The 22,924-nt window shown below is 60.3% G+C and carries 21 protein-coding genes; 13 read left to right on the forward strand and 8 right to left on the reverse strand.

What is annotated here, in order from left to right:
* Positions 1-5: 5 nt before the first annotated feature.
* Positions 6-938, reverse strand: coding sequence for a bile acid:sodium symporter family protein (locus ABXH05_RS04560; RefSeq protein WP_348135888.1), 933 nt, complete (start codon positions 936-938; stop codon positions 6-8).
* Between the two features lie 387 nt (positions 939-1,325).
* Here ABXH05_RS04560 and ABXH05_RS04565 point away from each other — a divergent pair, with 387 nt between their 5' ends.
* The 4 genes from ABXH05_RS04565 (at position 1,326) to ABXH05_RS04580 (ending at position 5,526) form a co-directional block, all read left to right on the forward strand.
* A complete protein-coding gene (locus ABXH05_RS04565) occupies positions 1,326-1,727 on the forward strand; it encodes a PilZ domain-containing protein (protein ID WP_353559969.1) in 402 nt (133 codons plus the stop codon).
* A 29-nt stretch (positions 1,728-1,756) separates the two neighbouring features.
* Entirely contained in the window at positions 1,757-2,566 is an 810-nt protein-coding gene (locus tag ABXH05_RS04570) for an enoyl-CoA hydratase/isomerase family protein (protein ID WP_348135891.1), read from the forward strand.
* A gap of 203 nt (positions 2,567-2,769) precedes the next feature.
* Positions 2,770-4,626, forward strand: a complete 1,857-nt coding sequence (locus tag ABXH05_RS04575; protein ID WP_353559970.1) for an acyl-CoA dehydrogenase C-terminal domain-containing protein — start codon at positions 2,770-2,772, stop codon at positions 4,624-4,626.
* Positions 4,627-4,758: 132 nt separating this feature from the next.
* A complete protein-coding gene (locus ABXH05_RS04580; protein ID WP_043949924.1) occupies positions 4,759-5,526 on the forward strand; it encodes an SDR family oxidoreductase in 768 nt (255 codons plus the stop codon).
* Positions 5,527-6,473: 947 nt separating this feature from the next.
* Here ABXH05_RS04580 and ABXH05_RS04585 read toward each other — a convergent pair.
* Both ABXH05_RS04585 and ABXH05_RS04590 read right to left on the reverse strand, forming a co-directional pair.
* A complete protein-coding gene (locus ABXH05_RS04585) occupies positions 6,474-7,379 on the reverse strand; it encodes an alpha/beta fold hydrolase (protein ID WP_353559971.1) in 906 nt (301 codons plus the stop codon).
* 42 nt (positions 7,380-7,421) lie between these two features.
* Positions 7,422-8,330, reverse strand: a complete 909-nt coding sequence (locus tag ABXH05_RS04590; protein ID WP_353559972.1) for an alpha/beta fold hydrolase — start codon at positions 8,328-8,330, stop codon at positions 7,422-7,424.
* Positions 8,331-8,502: 172 nt separating this feature from the next.
* Here ABXH05_RS04590 and ABXH05_RS04595 point away from each other — a divergent pair, with 172 nt between their 5' ends.
* From ABXH05_RS04595 to ABXH05_RS04610, 4 genes are read left to right on the forward strand one after another with little or no spacing between them, the layout of a single operon-like run.
* Entirely contained in the window at positions 8,503-9,174 is a 672-nt protein-coding gene (locus ABXH05_RS04595) for a 2-hydroxychromene-2-carboxylate isomerase (RefSeq protein WP_353559973.1), read from the forward strand.
* Positions 9,175-9,180: 6 nt separating this feature from the next.
* Positions 9,181-10,848, forward strand: coding sequence for a glycerol-3-phosphate dehydrogenase/oxidase (locus ABXH05_RS04600; RefSeq protein ID WP_353559974.1), 1,668 nt, complete (start codon positions 9,181-9,183; stop codon positions 10,846-10,848).
* 45 nt (positions 10,849-10,893) lie between these two features.
* Positions 10,894-11,898 (forward strand): diacylglycerol/lipid kinase family protein, encoded by a 1,005-nt coding sequence (locus ABXH05_RS04605; protein ID WP_353559975.1) that lies wholly within the window; start codon positions 10,894-10,896, stop codon positions 11,896-11,898.
* Positions 11,899-11,940: 42 nt separating this feature from the next.
* A complete protein-coding gene (locus ABXH05_RS04610; RefSeq protein WP_353559976.1) occupies positions 11,941-13,629 on the forward strand; it encodes an FAD-binding oxidoreductase in 1,689 nt (562 codons plus the stop codon).
* 11 nt (positions 13,630-13,640) lie between these two features.
* Here ABXH05_RS04610 and lipP1 read toward each other — a convergent pair whose 3' ends face one another.
* The 3 genes from lipP1 to ABXH05_RS04625 are packed head-to-tail and all read right to left on the reverse strand — an operon-like array spanning position 13,641 to position 15,626.
* Positions 13,641-14,591, reverse strand: a complete 951-nt coding sequence (gene lipP1, locus ABXH05_RS04615; protein WP_353559977.1) for a LipP1 family hormone-sensitive lipase — start codon at positions 14,589-14,591, stop codon at positions 13,641-13,643.
* Positions 14,592-14,634: 43 nt separating this feature from the next.
* Positions 14,635-15,189, reverse strand: coding sequence for a DUF924 family protein (locus ABXH05_RS04620; RefSeq protein ID WP_353559978.1), 555 nt, complete (start codon positions 15,187-15,189; stop codon positions 14,635-14,637).
* Positions 15,186-15,626 (reverse strand): MOSC domain-containing protein, encoded by a 441-nt coding sequence (locus ABXH05_RS04625; RefSeq protein ID WP_353559979.1) that lies wholly within the window; start codon positions 15,624-15,626, stop codon positions 15,186-15,188. Before ABXH05_RS04625 ends, ABXH05_RS04620 begins: the two co-directional genes overlap by 4 nt.
* Positions 15,627-15,689: 63 nt before the next feature.
* Here ABXH05_RS04625 and ABXH05_RS04630 point away from each other — a divergent pair, with 63 nt between their 5' ends.
* Positions 15,690-16,181 carry a CinA family protein gene (locus ABXH05_RS04630; RefSeq protein ID WP_353559980.1) on the forward strand — a complete coding sequence of 164 codons (492 nt, stop codon included), beginning with the start codon at positions 15,690-15,692 and terminating at the stop codon, positions 16,179-16,181.
* Here the strand turns inward: ABXH05_RS04630 and ABXH05_RS04635 are convergent.
* Together ABXH05_RS04635 and ABXH05_RS04640 are read right to left on the reverse strand one after the other, a co-directional pair.
* The gene (locus tag ABXH05_RS04635) at positions 16,178-18,058 is read right to left on the reverse strand and encodes an AMP-binding protein (RefSeq protein ID WP_353559981.1); all 1,881 of its coding nucleotides are present in this window, start codon (positions 18,056-18,058) and stop codon (positions 16,178-16,180) included. The two genes, ABXH05_RS04630 and ABXH05_RS04635, sit on opposite strands and share 4 nt — an antisense overlap.
* Positions 18,059-18,169: 111 nt before the next feature.
* Positions 18,170-19,738, reverse strand: coding sequence for a long-chain-fatty-acid--CoA ligase (locus ABXH05_RS04640; protein WP_353559982.1), 1,569 nt, complete (start codon positions 19,736-19,738; stop codon positions 18,170-18,172).
* Between the two features lie 246 nt (positions 19,739-19,984).
* Here ABXH05_RS04640 and ABXH05_RS04645 point away from each other — a divergent pair, with 246 nt between their 5' ends.
* The 4 genes from ABXH05_RS04645 to ABXH05_RS04660 are packed head-to-tail and all read left to right on the forward strand — an operon-like array spanning position 19,985 to position 22,915.
* Positions 19,985-20,530: a carboxymuconolactone decarboxylase family protein gene (locus ABXH05_RS04645; RefSeq protein WP_353559983.1), complete on the forward strand. Its 546-nt coding sequence runs from the start codon at positions 19,985-19,987 to the stop codon at positions 20,528-20,530.
* A gap of 29 nt (positions 20,531-20,559) precedes the next feature.
* Positions 20,560-21,540 carry an MBL fold metallo-hydrolase gene (locus ABXH05_RS04650; protein WP_353559984.1) on the forward strand — a complete coding sequence of 327 codons (981 nt, stop codon included), beginning with the start codon at positions 20,560-20,562 and terminating at the stop codon, positions 21,538-21,540.
* 3 nt (positions 21,541-21,543) lie between these two features.
* Positions 21,544-22,110 carry a carboxymuconolactone decarboxylase family protein gene (locus ABXH05_RS04655; protein WP_353559985.1) on the forward strand — a complete coding sequence of 189 codons (567 nt, stop codon included), beginning with the start codon at positions 21,544-21,546 and terminating at the stop codon, positions 22,108-22,110.
* A 13-nt stretch (positions 22,111-22,123) separates the two neighbouring features.
* Positions 22,124-22,915 (forward strand): glutathione S-transferase family protein, encoded by a 792-nt coding sequence (locus ABXH05_RS04660; RefSeq protein WP_353559986.1) that lies wholly within the window; start codon positions 22,124-22,126, stop codon positions 22,913-22,915.
* Positions 22,916-22,924 lie beyond the last annotated feature (9 nt).

The raw sequence follows: 22,924 nt of genomic DNA on the forward strand, positions 1-22,924 counted from the left end.
AGCGATTACATCCCGGACGAGGAGCGTCCTTTTTGACCGCCGCGCTCCGCTGCGCGCTTGCGGTCCATCTTGATGGCCCGGCGATGCGCCAGAGCGGCAGCAAAGCCCAACAGGCTGGCCGGAGCAATATACACAGCCCCAAAGGCCGCCCAGTCCACCCGGTCCAGCACACTGATGGCCACCAGCGTCGACAGACCAACATTGCGGGTGCCGGTCTCGATCGCCACCGTGAAGGCCTGCGCCCGGGTCAAAAACATGCTGGAGATGAAAAAGCCACCGCCTGCGCTCAAGGCAAACATGACGGCTGCCAGCGGCATGGATGACTCGATGCCAGCACTGAACGGCTGCCAGTCCTGAATGGCAAGCAACACCACCACGCCATACAGCGCGTACTGGGCTGTCTGTTGTGCGCGGTCAATGTTCCGCTGCACCCAGGCAGGATGTGTTGCCCGTGCCCACATGCCAATGGCAACAGGAAGCAACACCACCGCAAACAACTGAGTAAGTGTCGGTCCCAGCGGGATCGACACAGTCTCGCCCGTGGCCGCCCCGACATCCGCCACCGACAGTGCAAAGGCCAGCACAAGCGGCAATGTCAGAATTGCCAGCACACTGGACATTGTCGTGAGGGATATGGACAGCGCCAGATCACCACGTCCCAGCAATGTCAGCACGTTGGAGAAACCGCCACTGGGACATGCAGCCACGATAGCCAGCCCCACAGCCGTCGCCACCGGCAGCGGCACCAGCCAGAGAACAAGAATGGCAATCGCTGGAAACATCGTCAGTTGAACGGCACTGCCAATCAAAAAGCCCTTGGGTGCAGCCACCAGATCGCGGAAGTCGCGACGGGTCAGCTCCATGCCGACCGTCACCATCACCCCGAACAGGGCAGCAGGCAGGATCATGTCCTGCACTATGTCGAATGAGCCGCTCACGAGAAGAAGGGTCGCCTTTCAAGAGTGCGCCAGATCGATGGATTGCCCGAACCGAAGGATGGAAAAGGCAACCTGTCGAGGTCCGGCAGGAAGGGAGGACGCCGGGATTCTGACCGCCGGACAGTACCTACCGATCGGACATGTGGAAAGCCCTGCTCCCATCAACATGTGGTGTTGCAATATTGCGAAAAAGAGCCCGCACAGTCGCAGCCAGGCCATGAAGGACCGGTAAACACCACACTCAACCGCCCACGCGGCATCAATATGGCAACGAGCGTCCAAAGAGACCTCGGATACGATCACGACATGACCACGCCAGACCTTGAGCAAGCACGCAGAGCAGCGCACACTGGCGCTGAACATTCCCCAGAATGAAAGCGCCGCCCTGTGCCCGATCACATCTCTGATCACGCTGATGATGAGCCAGCCCACCACCCGGACCTGGAAACGGATACCGGCGCGGAACGTCGCCTGCATGAGCGTGAGACGGATACAGCAACCCGTCCCACCATTGATCTTGGCTTTGGCCCGGTGGACATCATCGACTGGTCGTTCGGCGGTGCCCGCCTCAAAGGCGCGACCCTCTCCTTGACGGTCGGTGAGTTTGCCACCGGCACCATCTCGCTGGGCACGGCCAGTGGCAAGTTCATTGCCGACGTGGTCCGCATTCATCCACCCTATTTTGATCCCCAAAGCAGCCCCGACGAAATCAGCCTGCGCTGGCTTGATCTCCCGCCCGACGTGCTCGAGCAGATGATCGCCGCCAAGGCCGCACCCGCATCGCCATAACCAAATCAAACCAAACCGAGGAAACAGCCATGGACTACACGACACTCGACATCCGCAAAGAAGGTGCCGTTGACTGGGTAACGCTCAATCGCCCCGACGCGCTCAACTCCCTTGACCCCATCATGGTCGACGAACTGCTGGATTACTTCCACTCACTCTATATGAACAACGCCGTGCGCGTGGTCGTGCTCAAGGGCGCCGGTCGTGCCTTTTGTGCAGGCCTTGATCTCAAGGACACCTCCAACCGGTCCGACAGCTCGGCCGTTCAGTCCGGACCAGCCGCTGGCCTCATGTCCCAGCGCCGCATCTCTGAAATCGTCATGCGCATGCGCAAGTGCCAGCAGCCGATCATTTCCCTCGTCCATGGCCCGGCCTGCGGCGGCGGCTTTGCATTGGCGCTGGCGTCCGACATCCGCATTGCCGGTGAGAGCGCAAAAATGAATGCTGCCTTCATCCGTATCGGCCTGTCGGCGTGCGACATCGGCGTCTCTTACTTCCTGCCGCGCCTTGTGGGCGTCTCGGTAGCCAGCGAGTTGATGCTCACCGGTCGCTTCATCAAGGCCGAGCGCGCGCTGGCCACGGGCCTCGTCTCCGAAGTGGTGCCCGATGACAAACTCGAGGAGGCCGTCCGCCCCTATCTCGATGAGATGCTGACCACAGCCCCCCTTGGTCTGCGCCTCACCAAGGAGTGCCTCAACATGAACATTGACGCAGGCTCCCTTGAGGCAGCCATTGCCATGGAAGACCGCAACCAGATCCTCACCGCCCAGACCCAGGACGTGAAGGAAGGTTTTGCAGCCTTTGTGGAGAAGCGGGCACCCCAGTATCAGGACCGGTAGGTCCTGCGACCGTCAAAGAGTATCGGGATTGGCAAGAGTCCGCTAAACCACTGTACGCGTTGCGTAATCACTGCAAAAATGCGGAGTCGATAGCCGCATTTTGCCCAATCTGCTGCGGTGCAAAAAAAGCTCGACACACGGCGTTCCATCAGTACACTGCGCGCCAATTCTAACAACTTTGTCAGTAAGCGAGGGATGGCCACATGCCTACCTATAAAGCCCCTGTCGACGACTTCATGTTTATCTTCCACGACCTCCTGAAGATTCAGGATCGTGACGATCTTCCCGGATTCTCGGACCTCACTGAAGACATGACCCGCGCCATTCTCGAAGGCGGCGGCAAGTTCTGTGAAGAAGTCCTTCAGCCCATCAACCAGTCCGGTGATGCCGAAGGCGCCCACTTTGAAAACGGCGTCGTGCGTGTGCCTGAGGGCTTCAAGGAAGCCTACGAGCAATATTGCGAAGGCGGCTGGAACCGCCTGGCCGCCCCTGAAAGCATGGGTGGCGCTGGAATGCCTGCCGTCGTGAGCTTTGCCTTCACCGAAATGGGCATGGCCGCAAACCAGGCCTTCACCATGTATCCCGGCCTGACCAGCGCCGCTTACAGTGCGCTGGCTGCCACCGGCGATGACTGGATGAAAGAGCACGTTGTACCCAAGATGGTGAGCGGCGAGTGGAGCGGCACCATGTGCCTGACCGAGCCTCACTGTGGCACCGACCTCAAGCTGATGAAGACCAAGGCTGTTGAGCAGGACGACGGCACCTACAAGCTGTCCGGCACCAAGATCTTCATTTCCGGCGGCGACCACGACATGACGGACAACATCGTCCACATGGTGATCGCCAAGATTCCGGATGAAGACGGCAAGCTGGCTGATGACCTCTCCACCGTGAACTTCTTCATGGTTCCCAAGGTCAACGTAGACCAGGAAACCGGCGCCCTGCAGGAGCGCAACGGCGTTTCCACCGGGTCCATCGAAAAGAAAATGGGCATCAAGGCGCAGGCCACCTGCGTGCTCAACTTTGATGACGCCAAGGCCTACCGCCTTGGCCCCAAGCCGCAGCCCAAAGCCCCCGCAAATGCGGACGGCAGCAAGCCCAAATCCAAGTCCTCCGGCATGGCCGGCATGTTCGGCATGATGAACGCCGCCCGCATGGGCGTGGGCATCCAGGGCATCGCCATCGGCGATGTCGCCTACCAGAACGGTGCCATCTACGCGAACGAACGCCTCGCTGGCCGCGCACTGTCCGGCGCCAAGAACCCGGATGCGTCCGCTGATCCCATCATCGTGCACCCGGATGTCCGCCGCATGCTGCTGGCATCCCGCTCCTTCGTGGAAGGCGCCCGCGCCCTTGCCATGTGGGTATCGCTGATGTTCACCGAGGCGCGCGCGGCCAAGGATGAAAAGTCCCGCGAATTCGCTGAAGACATGGGCCAGCTGATGACACCGATCATCAAGGGCTACTTCACCGACAAGGGCTTTGAAGCCGCCAACAATTCCATGCAGGTCTTTGGTGGCCACGGCTACGTCGCCGATCACGGCATGGAACAGTTCGTCCGTGATGCCCGCATCAACCAGGTCTATGAAGGCGCGAACGGCGTTCAGGCTCTGGACCTGGTCGGCCGCAAGATGACAGCCAAGGGCGGCCGTGCCCCCATGGCCTTCTTTGCCCATGTGCAGAAGTTCATCGACGACAACCAGGGCGACGCCAATCTGAAGCCGCTGCTTGATTCCCTTCAGGCAGGCCTTGGCGACCTTCAGCACGCAGCCCTGTGGCTGGCTGAAAACGCACCCAAGGACTTCGAGCAGGCCGGCGCTGCCTCTTACGATGTCATGACCATGTTCGGCATCGTGTCGCTCGGCTTCATGTGGGCCCAGATGGCTAAGACCGCACAGGCCAAGCTTGATGCCGGTGAAGGTGATGCCGAGTTCTACAAGCGCAAGCTGGTGCTCGCGAAGTTCTGGATGGAACGCGAAATGCCCATGACGGCTTCTCTCAAGACCCGCTCTGCAGCTGGTGCTGAGACCCTGATGGAACTCGACGCTGCCAGCTTCTAGGCACGTCACACACAGATGACGCAGCGTCCGCAAGGACGTCAGCGGCGGCAAAGGGGACTCCCTTTTGCCGCCGCTTTGCGTTAAGGCCTTGGGGGAACGCATACGCAAACTTCCCATGAGGACATAAAATCCATGAAAAACCTCTTTGACGTGTCCGGCAAAGTCGTCGTCATCACCGGCGGCAGCCGCGGCATTGGCGAAATGATCGCCACCGGCTTCGTAGAGAATGGCGCCAAGGTCTACATCACCGCCCGTAAGGCAGAGGCCTGCGACGCAACCGCCGCCCGCCTGTCTGAAATCGGCACCTGCATCTCGTTGCCTTACGATCTTTCCACTGTTGAAGGCGTCACAGCCTTTGCCAAGGAAATTGAAAGCCGCGAAGAAAAGCTCGATGTACTCATCAACAATGCCGGCGCTGCCTGGGGCGAGCCCATTGATGACTACTCTGAAAAAGGCTGGGACAAGGTTTTTGACATCAACATCAAAGGCCCGTTCTTCCTGACCCAGAAGCTGCTGCCGCTGCTGCGCAAGGCCGCCACCTATGAAGAGCCGGCCCGCATCATCAACACAGCCTCCATCAACGGCATCGAGCCTCCGATCCTTGATACATTTGCCTACTCCTCCTCTAAGGCCGGCATGATCATGCTGACCCGTCACCTGGCCGGTCGCCTTGCGGACGACAACATCCTCGTCAACGCCATCGCGCCGGGCCCCTTCCCGTCCAACATGATGGCCGCAACCCTTGCCACCATGGGCGACGCCATCAAGGCCGATAACCCGCGCAAGCGCATCGGTGAACCAGAAGACATCGCAGGCGTCGCCATCTTCCTGGCGTCCCGTGCCTCTGCCTACACCACAGGCGCCACGGTGCCGTGTGACGGCGGCGCAAGTCAGGTCTAGGGCACCTCAGCCAATCCAGACCGCATCCCCGGGCCCGACCCGGGGTCCACTCTCAGCAACCCCAAGCCGCAGCGTTTCGGTCAAACCATCGGCGCTGCGGCGAGGGGGTTTGCGAGTAGGCCCCGGATCACGTCCGGGGACACGAACCTTCTGTTGCCCACAACACCACATGCCCCGCACGCGATCCGCCTGCGAAGGTAGTTAAACACACGCCCCTCAAAACGAGGGAGAACGGGAGCGCTGCCGTGGCAGCCCGGCCGTTGTGATCAAAAATTGTATCGAGTGCCGCTCTTAAGCAGCGCTCCCGTTACGAATGGTCTTCGGCTTTTGCACAAGCGATGGGGCAAGGCGTTACCTCGCAGTGTTCCACCGCAGCCCTGCTACCGGTCACACATGCATTCCAACACCGGTCTGGCCATGTGTCGCGTCCGCATGCACGTCCACCGGGGCGATCTTACTTTACGCGCCGGGCCGAGCCTTCACCGCCTCATGATCACTCGCGTTCGTTACCCGCAAGCACCCCACAAGGCCATCCGCCCCCATGCCCAAGCCCGGACGGTCCGGGATGCCCTCAAGCACGAGGCATACCCAGTATGAAGCCGCCAGAAAGACCGGGGATAGAGAACACAAAAAATTTCCGTAGCCCGGGACCTGATCCGGGGCCTACTCGCAACCAATCAACTGAACAGCGACCGCGAGTGGACCCCGGATCAAGTCCGGGGATGCGGTTGGGGGTGCGGTGGGACTACACAGCCGCCCGTGGATCCCCCGGTCAAGCCGGAGGATGGCGTTGAGGAAAAAGGAGACCCTCCCGAACAATGTCATCCCGGAAGTGATCCGGGATCCAGGGGCCGCCCGCTCACGCCTCTTAGTTACGCACCAGCCACAAAAAATCCCCCCGGCCAAAAACCGGAGGGACTTTTGTCGTCTGACCTGTGGTCTGTGGCTTACTCAGCAGCAGCAGCCCGACCTTCAGCAGTAGTGCAATGAGCGCTGATTTCATCAATCAGCTGCGGTAGCACTTCCTTGGGCATATCGTGGCCCCAACCTGCAATCTCCACAAGCTTGGAGCCCGGGATGTTCGCAGCCGTGTCACGGCCACCTTCAACCCGTACCAGCGGGTCATCCGTGCCGTGCATCACCAGCACAGGGCAGGTGATCTTTTTCAGGCGTTCACGCCGGTCACCATCGGCAATGATGGCGGCATACTGACGTGTCGTGCCTTCGGGATAGTAGGACCGGTCAAAGGTCTCACCGGCCTTTTCGCGGGCTTCATCATCAGGCGTTGGAAAGGCTGGAGAGCCGATCGCCGCACGTACACCCATTGAGTGCTTGATGACTGTTTCGCGCTCTTCATTGGCAGGGCGGCCCAGAAGTGCCGCCATGGCTGCGTCCGTGGCCGGTGGCACCTCCTGATTGCCCGTGGTTGAGAAGATCGATGTCATCGACTTAAACCGGTCCGGCCATTCAGCCGCGGCCAGCTGCACGATCATGCCACCCATGGACCCGCCCACGATGTGCGCCTTGTCGATGCCCAGCGTATCCAGCACGCCCACCGCATCAGCAGCCATATCCGTGAGCGTGTAGGGAACCTCTGGCGTTTCTCCGGCCAGCACCTTGCCCATCACTTCGCCCGCATCCGGCGTGCCAAGCTCAGGGAACTTCTGCGACAGGCCCACATCGCGATTGTCAAACCGCACCACATGGAACCCACGGTCCACCAGCGCACTCATCATTTCCGGCGGCCAGTTGATGAGCTGCGCCCCGAAACCCATCACGAAAATGATGGTGGGGTTGGCCTTGTCGCCAAATGTCTCGACCTCAATGTCGATGCCGTTTGCCTTGATCTGCATGTGTCGCCTCCCAGCGATATCCGTGTGTTGTTGTCTTGAAAACTATTCAGCCGCCGCGCGCCCGACTTCAACCTCGCGCACAAAGCCGCCAACCTTGTCGAGATAGACAGGCACCAGCGCTTCAGTGAAGTCGTGGCCCATGCCTTCGACGATTTCCAGTCGCGCACCGGGAATGGCGTCTGCTGTATCCTTGCCGCCTTCAACCGGTACCAGCGGGTCATCCGCGCCATGCAGCACCATGGTCGGCGCCGTCACCTTGGCCAGCGCATCATTGCGGGCAGGCGCTGCAAGAATGGCCAGCACCTGACGGCCAAAGCCTTCCGGGCAGACCATGCGGTCCACGCTGGCCGCAGCAACGGCACGAAGTTCTTCGTCCGTACCCGGATATTTTGGGCTGCCAATCACCTTCCACATATCAACACCCTGCTGGATCATGCCCTCACGGCTGGTATCAGCGGGCGGCGTCAGCAGGGCAGCCATGGCTTCAGGTTTCGCAGGAGGAACATCCGGATTGCCGGTCGTGGACATGATGGAGACCATGCTCTTCACTTTGGCAGGATGACGCGTCGCCACCAGCTGCGCGATCATGCCACCCATGGAGGCACCCACCACATGGGCTGTGTCGATGCCAAGCGCATCCATCAGCCCGGCGGCATCATCTGCCATGTCGTCCAGTGAGTAAGGAGATGTCACAGGCTGGCCGGTCAGCTGCGCCGTAACAGCTGCCATGATGTCCGGCGCACCGGCCTCATCAATCTTGCTGGAGAGGCCAACGTCACGGTTGTCATAGCGAATGACATGGAAGCCCAGATCAGCCAGACCATTGCAGAAGCTCTCCGGCCACATCACCAGCTGGCAGCCCACGCCCATGATGAGCAGAAGCGGTGGGTTGGCTTTGTCTCCGAAGGTCTCATATTCAAAGGACAGCCCATTGGCATTGGCCTGTGGCATCACGTTTCTCCCGATTTCAGGCTTGTTCTGATGTTTTGTCAGCGTGGACCCTAGCAAGTCATCTGGTGCGTTGAAAGCACTCCTCTAAACCGACCGAATACGTCCGATTTTACTTGGGGACCCTACCCTGCGCGCGGTAGCGTGCGCCCAACATACGCAAAGGAACCCATCGATGGCTGCTGACCTCTCCTTCGACCTCTTCTGGTCGTTTCGCTCGCCCTACTCCTATCTGGCGACGCCACGCCTGAAAAAGGTCGTCGAGGACCACAACGTCACCGTCAATGTACGGCCGGTCTATCCCATCGCCGTGCGTATTCCTGGCTTCTTCAAGACCGTGAACCCGCAATGGCCGCCCTATCTGCTGATGGACACGGCCCGCATCGCGGAAATGGAAGAGCTGCCCTACGCCTGGCCCAAGCCGGATCCCATCGTCATGGACATTGCGTCCGGCGAGGTGCCTGAGGACCAACCCTATATCCAGCGGCTCACGCGCCTTGGCGTCGCCGCAACTGAAGCCGGCCACGGCATCGAATTCCTGAACGAAGTCAGCGGCATCATCTTTGGCGGCGTCCAGGGCTGGAACGAGGGCGACCATCTTGAAAAAGCCGCCGACCGCGCCGGGCTTGATCTTGCCGAACTCGACACCCGCATTGAGGCGGACCCGGATCATTTTGAACAGGTGATCGAAGACAACGAAGCGGCCCAGAAGGCCTCCGGCCACTGGGGCGTGCCTCTTATGGTATTCAACGGCGAGCCTTTCTTTGGCCAGGACCGTATCGACATGCTCGTCTGGCGCATGTCCCAGCACGGCCTCGTCCACAACGACAAAGAAAACAAGGACTAGGCGCATATGCAGCGCGATCTGGAACATATGGCGGCCACCCGCCACGACCTTCTCATCATCGGCGGCGGCATCACCGGTGCCTGCATTGCCCGCGACGCAGCCATGCGCGGCCTGTCCGTTGCGCTTGTCGAGAAGAAGGATTTTTCCTCCGCCACAAGTTCTGGCTCGTCAAAACTGGTCCATGGCGGCCTGCGCTACCTTGCCAATTTCGAACTGAGCCTCGTGCGCGAAAGCCTGCGCGAGCGCCGCACCTGGGAGGCCATCGCGCCCCACATGGTGACACCGGTGCCGTTCCTCGTACCCCTTTACGGCATGGCCTCCACCATCCAGCTCAAGATCGGCCTGACCCTCTATGACATGCTGTCTTTTGACCGCAATCGGCTGGACGATCCCGACAAGCACATGCCGCGCCACAAGCGCCTCTCCCGCGAAGAAGCGCTGAAGCACGCCCCCTACCTCAAGAAGGAAGGGCTGACCGGCGCCATGATCTATTACGACTGCCAGACCTATGCGCCCGAGCGCGTCGGTGTGGAATGCATTGGCGACGCCGCAGACAACGGTGCCCATGTGGCCAACTATGCCCAGGTCGATGAAATCCTCACTGAGGTTGATGGCGCCAAGCGCAAGGTCACAGGCGCGCGGGTGACGGACCTTCTGGACGGCAGCACCCACGAGATCAAAGCCGACCTCACCATCAATGCCACCGGCCCCTGGGGCGACATCGTGATGGCGCTGGCGGAAAAAGGCGGCAAGCCTTCACGCGGTCTTATCCGCTCCAAAGGCATCCACCTCATTACCCGCAAGCTGACGGACAACATGGCGCTCGCCGTGCTGCCCAAGGGTGGCGGGCACTTCTTTGTCATCCCCTGGCGCGATCACACCATCATCGGCACCACCGACACGGTCTTCAACGGCAAGCCGGATGAGCTGGGCGTCAGCGAAAAGGACATCGCCGACTTCATCGAGATCATCAACACGGGCCTGCCCGGCCTGAACCTCACTCGCGATGACGTGGAACATTTCTACGCAGGCCTGCGCCCGCTGGTGGACACCAATCCGAACGACGAAGAAAAAGACAGCTACGGTGCCTCGCGCGCCGCTGAAATCTTCGATCACGGCACCGAGGGTCTTGATGGCCTGCTCTCGGCCTTGGGCGGCAAATGGACCACATCGCGCCATCTCGCCGAAGAAGTGACCGACATGGCCTACGAAAAACTCGGTCAGACCCCTGCCAAATGCACAACCGCCCAGACCCCGGTCCAGGGCGGGGAAATCACCCGCTACAGCGAGTTTGAAGCTGCTGCTTTGTCGCGGCTGCCCAACATGCCAAGGGATGTTGTGTGCAATCTCGCCCGGAATTACGGCAGTCGCATGGATGATGTGGTGGATGTGGCCGAACACGAGGGCAAGCCGGAGCTACTCGAGCCCCTGTCCAACATCTCGCCCACCATCGGCGCGCAGGTGCTTTATTCCATCCGCACCGAGATGGCGCGCTCCCTGGATGATATTCTCCAGCGCCGCACAGGCCTTGGCACATTGGGCCATCCCGGCCACGATACGCTTAGACGAATCGCTGACATTGCCGGCGACGAACTGGGATGGGATCCGGGTGAAAAAGAACGCCAGATTGCGGAAGCAGAACTGCGCTTCACAACGCGCGACGACGCTGCTTGAGCCACACCTGCCTAAGTCGGGCACGCAGTGTCGGGCGGCAGCCTCATGAGTGACACGTCCACAGCAGCGCCTGCAGCAAAGCCCTTTGCTCTGACGGACGGCGCAAAAGTGCACGTGATTGCCAATCCCCAGTCCGCAGGTGGCGGCACCTCCAAGCGCTGGGACGAGTTGCTGGCAGCCATCAACCGGGCCGTTACGCCGATCACCGGCAAGCCAGTCGAGACATCCCTCACCACAGGCCCGTGGGATGCAGCGCGCCTCACCACACAGGCACTCAAGAACGGCGCGGATCAGATCATCGCTGTAGGCGGCGACGGCACCATCCATGAATGCATCAACGGCTTTTTTGAAAACGCCCAGTTGATCAATCCCGATGCGGTCCTCGCCCTCATGCCCGCGGGCACCGGCGGCGACTACCGCCGCACCTTCGGCATTCCAACCGACATTGAGCAGGCCGCCGACATCTGCGCCCGCGGCGACGCCCGCAGCGTGGATCTTGGCCGCATCTCCTACGTCGCCGACGACGGCTCAAAGGAAACCCGCTACTTCAACAACATCGCAAGCTTCGGCCTGTCAGGTGTGGTGGACCGCGCCGTCAACAAGGCCACATGGCCGAAAATGCTCGGCGGCAAGTTCACCTTCGCCTGGTGCACGCTTTGGGCCGCCCTGCGGTACAAGCCCGAGCCCGTGCGCATCAAAATGGATGAGCGCTACGACGAAGTCTTCAATGTCGGCACGGCTGCGGTTGCCATCGGACAGTATTTCGGCGGCGGCATGCACATGGCCCCCATGGCAGAACCCGACGACGGTGTGTTCGATGTGGTCATCATGACTGATACGACATTGAAGGACCTCGTGGCGGGCGACGGCGACCTCTACAAGGGCACCCATATCCAAAGCCCGAAAGTCATCGCGACCCGCACCACCACATTGCTCGCCCTTCCCATCGACGAAAATGCTGAAGTCCTGCTCGATATCGACGGTGAGGCACCAGGTCGCCTCCCCGCGAGCTTTGAAATTCTGCCAAAAGCGATCAAACTGCGCACATAAGACGAACCATTTGGGCAGACCACCCCATCAAAGGGCAAAGACATGACGATTGATCGCACAAGTTTGCGCTGGAATGGCTGGGGTCCAACCGCCCAACCAGACGCCCTGCCCGATGGGTCCCCTGCGTGGGACTGGATCGCAGATGCTCTTGGCATCTCTTCACCCCTGCCCAAAACACCCGCCAAGGACCTGGGCGACTGCGCTTTGCCAGCCTCTGGCCTTGATGGCGAAACGCGTCTTGAGCTTGAGCGCATCGTCGGTGCCAATCAGGTGCATGTGGGCGACTATGAGCGCGCCTTCCATGCCCGCGGCAAGAGCTATCACGACCTGCTGTGGATGCGGGCCGGCAACATTTCCAATGCGCCTGATGCGGTTGTCTATCCGCGCAGCGAAGAAGAAGTGCAGCGGCTCGTTGAGTTTGCCGCGGCCGGTGACATCGTGCTCGTGCCCTATGGCGGCGGCTCAAGCGTCGTTGGCGGCGTCACCGCCCGCGAAGAAGGTGAAACACGCCTGTGCATCACCGTCGACACCACATTGATGGCGTCCCTGCTCAGCATCGATGAAACAGCCATGACAGCAACCGCGCAGGCTGGCATCTACGGACCTGCCCTCGACCAGGCCCTTGCCAATCACGGCGTGCGCCTTGGCCACTATCCGCAAAGCTTTGAGTATTCAACCCTTGGTGGCTGGGTTGCCGCGCGCGGTGCCGGACAAAACTCCATCCGATATGGCCGCGCTGACAAATGGCTGGTGTCTGCCCATGTGGCCACACCGTCAGGCCTGTGGCGCACCGAGGCGACGCCGGGGTCTGCCGCGGCCCCAAACCTCAACCAGCTTGTGGCCGGCAGTGAAGGCACACTGGGCATCATCACCCAGGCGACGTTCAAGATTCACGATGTTCCGGAGACGGAAGATTATCGCGGCTATCTCTTCCGCAGCTTTGCAGAAGGCGCCGACGCCATACGCCAGATCGTACAGGCGGAAATCCCCACTGCCATGCTGCGCCTGTCAGACCCGGATGAAACCTATTTCTTCCGCACGCTCTCAAGCGTCGGCAAGGAAAAGGGCATCAAGGACAATCTGGCCGACGCTTATCTGCGCCTGCGCGGCTATGCCGACAAACCCTGCGTACTGTTGATCGGTATGGAAGGCAGCGCCGTCAATGTATCCTACGCGCGGGACCGCGCCGCCCGGATCATCGCCGCCGCTGGCGGGCTGCATGCAGGCAAATCTCCCGGCACAAGCTGGAAGGCCGGCCGCTTCCACGGCCCCATGGTCCGCGACCCGATGATGGATCACGGGTTGGGCGTCGACACACTGGAAACATCCACCTTCTGGTCCAACATCGAGACGCTGCACAAGGCCGTCACGGACGCCATTGCCACCTCCACCAAGGAAACCCTTGATGGGCCGGGCCAGCAGGGCATCGTCATGGCCCATATCAGCCATGCCTATACGGATGGTGCCAGCCTCTATTTCACCTTCGTCTTCCCCCGCCGCCACGATGGCGGGCTGGACGGCGAAATCAAGCAATGGCTGACCATCAAGCGTGCAGCGTCTGACGCCATCGCTGCCAATGGCGGCACGATCTCCCATCACCACGGTGTGGGAACAGATCACGCCCCCTGGCTGGGTCAGGAAAAAGGCCCCATCGGCATGCAGACCCTGGGTGCCGTCAAAAACTCCATCGACCCCAAAGGCGTGATGAACCCGCGCAAGGTGCTGGGGTAAACCCGAACGAGCTAGTGTGCCAGCGCCGCAGCCAGCTTTTCCGCCGCGACCTTCACCGCTTCCTTCGACACATCAAGCGCTGCCTGCATGTTGAAGAAGCCGTGGATCATACCGGGGTAATCGATGTACTCAGCCTTGGTGCCAGCTGCATTGAGCGCATCCGCATACGCCTTGCCTTCATCCCGCAAGGGATCAAACCCCGCCGTAATCACATAGGCAGGCGGCAGTCCGGACAAATCCTTGGCGCTTAGAGGCGACGCTGTTTCTTCTGAGCGCGCCGCATCATTGCCGCCCATATAGTTGCCTTCAAACCAGCGCATGGTTTCCTTTTCAAGGAAGTACCCTTCGGCAAACTCTGTGCGTGATCCCCACTGCTCCGCGTCCGTAAAATCGGTGGTGGGATAGATCAGCATCTGAAACGCAATCTGCGGCCCCTTCTTGGCTTTCGCCATCAGGCACACAACCGCTGCAAGGTTGCCGCCTGCACTGTCACCGGCCACCGCAATGGAATTTGGATCGATGCCAAGCGTGCCCGCATTGGCTTCCACCCATTTGGTTGCCGCGTAGCAATCGTCCGCTGCCGCCGGATACACATGCTCCGGCGCAAGTCGGTAGTCCACCGCAACGACACGCACACGGGCTTCATTGGCCAGCGTCCGGCACAAGGCATCGTGGGTCACAAGATTGCCGATGACAAAGCCACCACCGTGAAAGAACACAAGACAGGGCAGCGCTGAACTGCCCCCTGCCACTGGCGTATAGACGCGCGCAGGAATGTCACCAGCCGGGCCGGGAATGGAAATGTCTTCCGTCTTGCCGATGGGCGCGTCCGGCAGATCCAGAACCGCTGCCATGCCTTCATAGGTCGCCCGCGCATCCGGCAGGGGCATCTCCCACAACTTCGGCGCCGGGTTTTCGGCAAGCTGGGCGAGCATCGCCTCCACCTGGGGATCAAGTGACATTGCGTTTCCTCAAATTGTTGTCGTGTTTCTTGTTGCCCGCAGTCTAGCCGGAAAAAGCCCCGTCGCTAGAGAGGTAATTTTCTTCATCCTGGGTGCTCTCACGACCAAAAAGCACATTCCGGTGGGGAAACCGACCAAAACGCGCAATCAGATCGCGATGCAGAATGGCGAATTTCAACGTGCCTTCCGCCTTGGGCAACCGCTCGCGCACCAGCTCAATGCATCGCTCCTGATCATCAAGCTCTTCTGAATGCATGAAGGGCATGTAGAACCACGAACGGTTCTCCTCGTCCGTGGCCATGTCGTGACCGTCCGCAATCGCCTGCTGCGTTACGGCCAGCGCCCGCGCATCATAGGAAAAAGCCTTGGCCGATCCGCGATGCAGATTGCGTGGAAACTGGTCCATCAAAATGACCAGTCCCAGCGCACCTTCGGGAGTGCTTGCCCAGTCCGCATATGCGCCGTCGCCCGCTGCCACCACAGCATCGCCAAACCGAGTGGCTATTTCAGCGTCAAACGCATCGTCCTTGCTGAACCATTTTTTGGGCCCCGCCGTCAGCCAGAAGTCTACCACGTCATGTGCCGTTACATCGCTCACGCCAATACCTCCACAGGATCACCCACCCGAATGATGCCTGCCTTTTCAACCTTGCAACAGGCCCCGCCACGCCAGTCAGGCTTCAACACGTCGCGCAGGCCGTTCTCAAACTCATCCATCAAGAAGCAGGGCTGCGTCTGCATGGCGATGGTGAAAAGTACCTCACCAATGCGCAGCTGCCGATGCTTGGTAAAGGCCAGATCAACGCCTTCCACCAGCACGTTCGCCCGCCGGGTTGTCCAGTCCAGCTCTTTGCCAAGGTCAGTGCAAGCAGCCTCCCATGCCTCGCGCGACATGACAGTAACCTGACGACCTTTCTTGTGGCCGCGAGGGTCCCCCTCAACGCCTTTATCAAGACTGATCGCCGTTTCAGGCAACAATTCCATCGGCCCGCGCTTTACAAGGCAACGGGCGATGGCAAGAACACGTCCACTCATGCATTCTGTTCCTCAAGCAATGTGCAGGCGTGAACCCTGCCCCACTCAACAAAGGCTGACAATTTGGAAACGCTCCTGCCGCTTGCACAAAAGGTTGCAGAAACTCTCAAGGCCCGCGGCGAAGCCATCGCCATCGGCGAAAGTGCCGGCGGCGGCCTTGTCTCCGCAGCCCTTATTGCCCAGCCCGGTGCCTCGGCATTCTTTCTGGGCGGCACGGTCATCTACACGCCTCAGGCAGGCCGCGCCATCCGAGACCGCACAACCTTGAACCTCAAGGGGCTTGAACCCCTCACGCCCGCCTTTGCGCAGGAACTGGCCGACGGCTACCGCCGCCAGATGCAATGCGACTGGACCACCAGTGAGATGGGCGCTGCCGGTCCCGCAGGCTCGCCCTACGGTCCCAAGCCCGGCACAGCCGTGGTGGCCGTGTCCGGCCCGGTCTCAGACGCCCGGCTGGTAGAAACAGGCATGGACAACCGCATCGACAACATGCGCGCCTTCGGCAAGGCCCAGCTCGAGCTGCTGCTGGAGTGCATGGCAGAGGCCGACGGCTAGATGACAATCACCTGGTCGTCAGGATCATCTGCATAGAGCACGTCAACCAACGCGGCTCGGCGCTCAAGTGTGGCCCGCTGATTGATGTAGCCCTTGTCCGTAATCTCATGCCCATCAATGGACGGAGGCTCGGTCATCAGGTGCACCCGTTTGATGCGCGCTGACGACCCACCAGCATCCTTGTTATGCGCTGCGATCTTCTCCTTGACCGCCGCAACAACCGCTGGGTGTTTCACCATGTCCTCAGGCGTTGATGCACCAACTGCCAGCTCCGTAACAGCTGCCATGTTCGGCCAGGCCAGCAGCGCCACAAAGGGTTTGTCGAGCCCGCACACCACTGCGTCCTGCAACAGCGGCGACGCCGCCGCCACAACATCAGCCCGCAACGTGCCCGCCGACACCCATGTGCCCGACGACAGTTTGAAGTCTTCGGTCACCCGTCCATCGAAAATCAGGCCCTGTGCGGGATCATCCGGATCAACAAACTTGCCCGCGTCTCCCAGCTTGTAGAAGCCGTCTTCGTCAAACGCGTCCGCCGTCTTGTCCGGGTCATTCAGGTAGCCCGGCGTTACCGTTGGTCCTTTGACGCGCACTTCCTTCTTGGTGCCGTTGGGCACAAGCTTGAGCGTCAGCCCCGGCAGCGGCAGGCCGATCAGCCCCACGCGCTCGGTGATCCAGTGCACCACCGTAATGCCCTGCGTCTCCGTCGCCCCATACATGGTCGTCAGCGGCATCCGCATGCCGGTTTCGGCAATGGCGAGCGCCTGCATGCGGTCATACAGATCGTTGGAAAGCGTGGCGCCGCCATAGGCCATATATTTGAGCTTGGCGAAGAAGCTCTTGCGCAGGGCCTCGTCGCGCTCCATCGCATCAGCCAGCATCGCAAAGGCAATGGGCGCCGATCCAAATACCTGCGGCGACACCTCGCGCAGATTGGCAATCGTCTGGTCAAACATGCCGGGGATCGGCTTGCCCGCGTCCAGATACAGCGTGCCTGCGTTCTTCAATACGTTGTTGAAGCTGATATTGCCTGCAGAAATATGGTTCCACGGCATCCACTCAAGCGTTTCAGGTACGTCGTCCGGGTCCACCGGCTCATCGCGCAGGGCATCCTGCCCGGCCACCACCGCACACATCATGCCATGGGTCTGCAACACGCCCTTTGGCATGCCTGTGGAGCCGGACGTAAACAGATACTTGCCAACAGTCTCGTGGGTGATCTTGTCCATGCTGGCCTTGACCGCAGCCGCATCAATGGCCGTGGCACACAGGCCTTCATAGGTGATCGCCCCGGCAGGCACCTTGTCTGCGCCGCCCGACTTGGCCTCACACACCACAAGCTCGATGCCGTCCATGTCGATGTCCGCAATGGCACCGGCAAACAGCTCCGCATTGTCCACATAGATCATCTTCGGCTTTGCGACCGCCACCACATGCTTGAGCTTCTCGTGCCCCGGGCTCATCAGTGAATAGGGAACAGAAATCGGCGCTACAGGTACCCGCGCCTTCATGGCACCCAGCATCAGCACACCATGCTCAATGGCATTGCCCGACAGCACCATGATCGGCGTGTCCGGCCCCATGCCCCGCGCCAACAGGGCGGTCGCGATGGCGTCCGCCTTTGTGTTTGCATCTCCATAGGTAACGAACTGCCACTCACCGGCCATGTCGCGTTCACCGATGAAATTGCGGTCAGGATACGTAGCGGCAGCCTCTTCCAGCATGTGCGGCACGCTGCGCGGCATGTCCTCCAGAGGATAGTCGGAGGCAATGGTGATGGACCCATCCGGCAGATGCTCGACCGTTACTTTCGGCGGCTTCTGCGGCAATGGCTTGAAGGGGGGCAGGCTATCGTCAACTTTCGCAGCTTCACTCATGGGGCATGTCCTCGGATATGTTTTTTCCCACTAAAGCACAAAAGGCGCGCCCCTATCCAAGTCTGGATGTTCGGGCGCGCCTTTCGTCTCGTCGTCTGGTCTGTAACCGGGCTAGCCGACCTTGCGGTCGTGACCTTCCCAAAACGGATCACGCAGCTCGCGGCGCAAAATCTTGCCCGACGGGTTGCGCGGCAGCGCTTCGATGAAGTCCACAGTCTTGGGCACCTTGTAGCCCGCGATCTGTGTCTTCGCCCAGTTGATGATTTCCTTGGGGTCCGGTGACTTGCCCTGCTCGGGCACCACAATGGCCTTCACAGCCTCGCCCCATTTTTCATCCGGCACACCGACAACCGCCACATCAGCAATCTCTGGATGCTTGAAGAGCGCATTCTCGACTTCCGCCGGGTACACGTTCTCACCGCCGGACACGATCATGTCCTTCACCCGGTCATGAATGTAGACGAAACCTTCGTCGTCCTTGTAACCAGCGTCACCGGTGTAGAACCACTCGTTCTTGATCGCCCCTTCAGTGGCTTCCTGACGGTTCCAGTAGCCTTTCATGATGCAGCCGGACTTGATGATGATTTCACCCACGTCACCGGTCGGCACTTCCTTGCCGTCTTCATCAATGATCTGGATTTCAACACCCGGGCTTGGCTGACCACATGACCGCAGCTTGCCGCGTGCAGGATCATGGTCTTCAGGCCGCAACACGGTGCCACCGCCGGTCGTCTCCGTCAGGCCATAGACCTGAATGAAGTTGCACTTGAAGATGTCCTGTGCCTGCAGCAGCAGATCTTCCTGAATGGGAGATGCACCATAGAGAATGTAGCGAAGGCAGGAGTAATCCACCTCTTTCACATTCGGCATCATGGTCAGGAACAGGATCACCGCCGGCACCATGAACGCAATGGACACGCGCTGCTCGGTGATGGCATCCAGAATGCCTGCCGGATCCACATCCTTCATGATGATGTTGGTGCAGCCCTGCGCGTGGCCGATCACGCCCACATTCACGCCAGCCACATGGAACAGCGGCATGACCACAAGGTTTTTGTCTTCAGGCTCCCACTGTGCCCAGCCGGCACGCTCTGCCTGATCCAGAACAGAAATATAGTTGGCGTTGGTCAGCTGCACGCCCTTTGGGTAACCGGTGGTGCCTGACGTGTAGAGCTGAATGATGTCGTCGTCCGGCCCCATTTCCACATGCGGGTCCGTGGCCTCGAACTTGTCACGCCACTCCGTGAAGGATTCCCATTCCGCATGGCCGCCATCAAGAGCGATGACCTTGCGGATCTTCGGGCAGTTCGGCAGCGCCGCGCCGACAATGTCGTAGAAGTCTTCGCTGACGAAAACGATTTCCGAGTGGCTGTCGTTGAAGATGTATTCAACTTCCGGCCCGGCCAGACGCCAGTTGACGCCAACCACAACCGACCCGGCCTTGAAGGCCCCGTTGAGCATTTCAAAGTAGTGGTCCGAGCCCTTGCCCATGAAGGCAATGCGGCCGTCCTTCTTCATGCCTTCAGCAATCAGCCCCTGCCCGACCTGGCTGGCGCGTTTGTCCAACTCGCCATAGGTCGTCTCACGACCTTCAAAAATCTGCGCAATGTGGTCGGGACGTGTCCGCGCCTGATAACGCGTGATGTCACCAATCACTTTGATGTTGTCGAAATCAATCATATGTCGCTCCCCAAGATGCCCCATTTTATTCCGGGGCTTTAGCGTCTTCGCTTGGGGACAAGTCTAGCGCGTGGCAGCACGCTGGCAATCACAACCCGCAACATACTGTGCTTTTTTGCAGTGAATCTGCCCCGAGTCTGCTCGCTTTGCGGGCAGACAGCGGTTTATGCTGCTGCTCCGGCCACTGACAGAGTGTCAAATTCACAAGAACACGTTGCAAAAAGACCGGATACACGAGGGAACACAATGGCACGCATCGACTACGCAGACCCCAGCACGCTGGAGGGCCTCTCCGCCAAGGCGTTTGAGAACGCTCCACCCATCAACATCTTCCGTATGCTGGCACATACAGGTCCCCTGTTTGGCCGCTTCATGCAGTTCGGCGGCGGCATCCTGTCTGAGACGGAACTCGACCCGGAGCTGCGTGAACTGGCAATCCTGCGCGTCGGCCACCTGTCCGGCGCGGCCTATGAAGTGCAGCAGCACGAAACGATTTCGCGCCAGATGAAAATGCGCGAGGAGCTGATCTCAGCAGCCCGCACCGGCGACACCAACGACCTGACGCAGATCGAAGCTCAGGTCATGGCCTATACCGATGATGTGCTCAAGAACGTGAAAGCGTCCGATGCGACATTCAATCCCCTGCTCGACAAGCTGGGCGCCCGTCAGTTGCAGGAACTCACCATCACCATCGGTTTCTACATGCTGGTGTCCCGCTACCTTGAGACATTCGAGGTTGACCTCGAGGACGGCGAAGTCCCTGATCTCGCCAGGGTCACCCGCACCAAATAGCAACCCACGCACACAGCAGGAGACAGACCATGGCCAGCGACGTAACCGGCTTGGGCATTCCCAAATACACCTACACCAAGGGCCTGCATGAGCTGGGCAACGGCGCTTATGCGTGGCTCCAGCCGGACGGCGGCTGGGGCTGGTCCAACTCCGGCATGATCGTCGATGGCGATCAGTCGCTCATTGTCGACACCCTGTTCGACGTGCCGCTCACACGCGACATGCTGGATGCCTATCGCAAGGCCGAACCCAAGGCGGCTGACACCATCGGCATGCTGGTCAACACCCACCACAATGGCGACCACTGCTACGGCAATGAGTGCTGCGAGGGCGCTGAGATCATTGCCCACAAGCTGGCTGCCGAAGCCATGGCCCATGAGCCACCGGAGATGCTCGTGGGGTTCCTCGAGGCCGCACCCGACCTTGGTGACCTCGGAGCCTATCTCACCAAGTGCTTTGGTGTGTTTGACTTCAAGGGCGTGACGCCCACCCTGCCGACCACCACCTTTGAAGGCTCTCTCACGCGCAAGGTCGGCAACAAGGATGTGCATCTGCTGAGCGTCGGCCCGGCGCATACCCCCGGCGACATCATCGTGCACGTGCCTGACAACAAGACCGTCTACACCGGCGACATTCTCTTCATCGAAGGCCACCCCATCCTGTGGGAAGGCCCTGTCGAAAACTGGATCAACGCCTGCGACGCCATCTGCGCCATGGATGTGGATACGGTCGTGCCCGGCCACGGCCCCATCACGGACAAACGCGGCGTCAAAGCCCTGCAGCAATATCTGGTCTATGTCCGCGACGAAGCCCGCAAACGTTATGACGCCGGCCTCTCGTGCTTTGAGGCAGCGCAGGACATCGACATGAGCGACTATGACAGCTGGGGCGACGGCGAACGCATCGCGGTCAATGTCGCAACGCTTTATCACGAGTTTTCCGGCGATCCCCGCCCGGACACCGCCACCCTGTTCGGCTGGATGGCTGAACTCGACAAACGCAGAGGCTGATACGTGCCACGCATCCCCTATCCCGATACAGGCGATATCACGCCTGAAAACGCTGCTCTCCTGGCCGACCTACCGGACCTCAATGTCTTCAAGATGATGGCCCGGTCAGGCACAGCCTTTGCACCCTTCATGGCGCTGGTGAATGCCTATCTCAATGACGGCAGCCTTGATCCCGAGTTACGCGAACTGGTGATCCTGCGCGTCGGCCACAGCCGCAGTGCCCAGTATGAAGTCTGGCACCATGAACGCGTCGCCCGCGAGCTTGGCATGACCGAAGACCGCATTATGGCTGCGGGCGCCCCGTTGCCGTCGCCGCTTCTCACAGAGATCGAGAATGCAGCCCTCGCCTTCGCGGACGACGTGGTGGAAAACACCCGCGCGACAGACACGACGTTCAATGCGGTACACGCCCATCTGGGAGACAACCAGACAACAGAACTTCTCGTTGTCATCGGCGTCTACCAGATGGTCTGCTCCTTCCTTGAGACCATGGACATAGAAATCGAGTCCGGCCCGGTCCCCGAAGGTCGCCTTGAGAAAATCGCATCCGGCGTATCAAACGCATCCTGAAAAGGCCGACCCCATGGCAGACGTTACTCTCTACGAACACCCCCTCTCGCCCTATGCCCAGAAGTGCAAAATCGCATTGCGCGAAAAAGACGTCGCGTTCACGGCAAAGATGCCGGACTCAATCGGCACCGGCCTTGCGGGCGGCGAGTTTCGCGACGCGTCCCCCCGCATCGAAGTTCCGGCGCTGATCCATGGGGACGTGACCCTCTTCGAGTCGACCATCATCCTTGAATACATCGAAGAAACCTGGTCCCGACCCGCCCTGCTGCCCAAGGCACCGGCAGAGCGCGCCCACCTGCGCATGCTCGAAGAAGTGATGGATACCCACTACGAGGCCATCACCTGGGCATTGGGCGAAATCCATTTCTTCAAGCGGGCCACCGGTCCGGATGCGGACAGGTTGACGGCCGCGGCCGCAGAACAGCTGGCACAGGCCCACGCCTGGCTCGAAACCCATCTGGCAGACAATCAATGGTTCGGGGGCGACATGTTCGGCTATGCCGACTGCGCCATCGTACCGCTCATCAACGGCGCTGCAGGCTTTGACCTTGGCCCGAAAGCAACAAGCCCCCTTGGCCAGTGGCTGGCGCGCGCCAACGAACGCCCCTCAGTCAAACCGACCCAGGAAGAGGCCGTCGCCTCCCTCAGCGACATGGCACAGGTTGGCGACCTCATCTCAACCGGCCAGTTCAAGCGCCAGTACCGCGATCATCGCCTTGAGTGGATGGTCCGCTCCGGCGGACTCGACATTGTGGTCGACGGCATCAAGAACGACACCATTCGTTTCGTCTGGCCCTTCGCGTAAATCCTTCAT

Source organism: Pyruvatibacter sp. HU-CL02332, from assembly GCF_040362765.1.
Lineage (GTDB): Bacteria > Pseudomonadota > Alphaproteobacteria > CGMCC-115125 > CGMCC-115125 > Pyruvatibacter.

What these genes read in the sequence shown, in the direction of transcription:
- ABXH05_RS04660 (WP_353559986.1), top strand. Translation starts at nt 22,124, where the DNA reads ATGGCAGACGTTACTCTCTACGAACACCCCCTCTCGCCCTATGCCCAG.
- ABXH05_RS04640 (WP_353559982.1), bottom strand. Translation starts at nt 19,738, where the DNA reads ATGATTGATTTCGACAACATCAAAGTGATTGGTGACATCACGCGTTAT.
- ABXH05_RS04575 (WP_353559970.1), top strand. Translation starts at nt 2,770, where the DNA reads ATGCCTACCTATAAAGCCCCTGTCGACGACTTCATGTTTATCTTCCAC.
- ABXH05_RS04610 (WP_353559976.1), top strand. Translation starts at nt 11,941, where the DNA reads ATGACGATTGATCGCACAAGTTTGCGCTGGAATGGCTGGGGTCCAACC.
- ABXH05_RS04570 (WP_348135891.1), top strand. Translation starts at nt 1,757, where the DNA reads ATGGACTACACGACACTCGACATCCGCAAAGAAGGTGCCGTTGACTGG.
- ABXH05_RS04635 (WP_353559981.1), bottom strand. Translation starts at nt 18,058, where the DNA reads ATGAGTGAAGCTGCGAAAGTTGACGATAGCCTGCCCCCCTTCAAGCCA.
- ABXH05_RS04600 (WP_353559974.1), top strand. Translation starts at nt 9,181, where the DNA reads ATGCAGCGCGATCTGGAACATATGGCGGCCACCCGCCACGACCTTCTC.
- lipP1 (WP_353559977.1), bottom strand. Translation starts at nt 14,591, where the DNA reads ATGTCACTTGATCCCCAGGTGGAGGCGATGCTCGCCCAGCTTGCCGAA.
- ABXH05_RS04590 (WP_353559972.1), bottom strand. Translation starts at nt 8,330, where the DNA reads ATGCCACAGGCCAATGCCAATGGGCTGTCCTTTGAATATGAGACCTTC.
- ABXH05_RS04650 (WP_353559984.1), top strand. Translation starts at nt 20,560, where the DNA reads ATGGCCAGCGACGTAACCGGCTTGGGCATTCCCAAATACACCTACACC.
- ABXH05_RS04645 (WP_353559983.1), top strand. Translation starts at nt 19,985, where the DNA reads ATGGCACGCATCGACTACGCAGACCCCAGCACGCTGGAGGGCCTCTCC.
- ABXH05_RS04625 (WP_353559979.1), bottom strand. Translation starts at nt 15,626, where the DNA reads ATGAGTGGACGTGTTCTTGCCATCGCCCGTTGCCTTGTAAAGCGCGGG.
- ABXH05_RS04605 (WP_353559975.1), top strand. Translation starts at nt 10,894, where the DNA reads ATGAGTGACACGTCCACAGCAGCGCCTGCAGCAAAGCCCTTTGCTCTG.
- ABXH05_RS04595 (WP_353559973.1), top strand. Translation starts at nt 8,503, where the DNA reads ATGGCTGCTGACCTCTCCTTCGACCTCTTCTGGTCGTTTCGCTCGCCC.
- ABXH05_RS04585 (WP_353559971.1), bottom strand. Translation starts at nt 7,379, where the DNA reads ATGCAGATCAAGGCAAACGGCATCGACATTGAGGTCGAGACATTTGGC.
- ABXH05_RS04580 (WP_043949924.1), top strand. Translation starts at nt 4,759, where the DNA reads ATGAAAAACCTCTTTGACGTGTCCGGCAAAGTCGTCGTCATCACCGGC.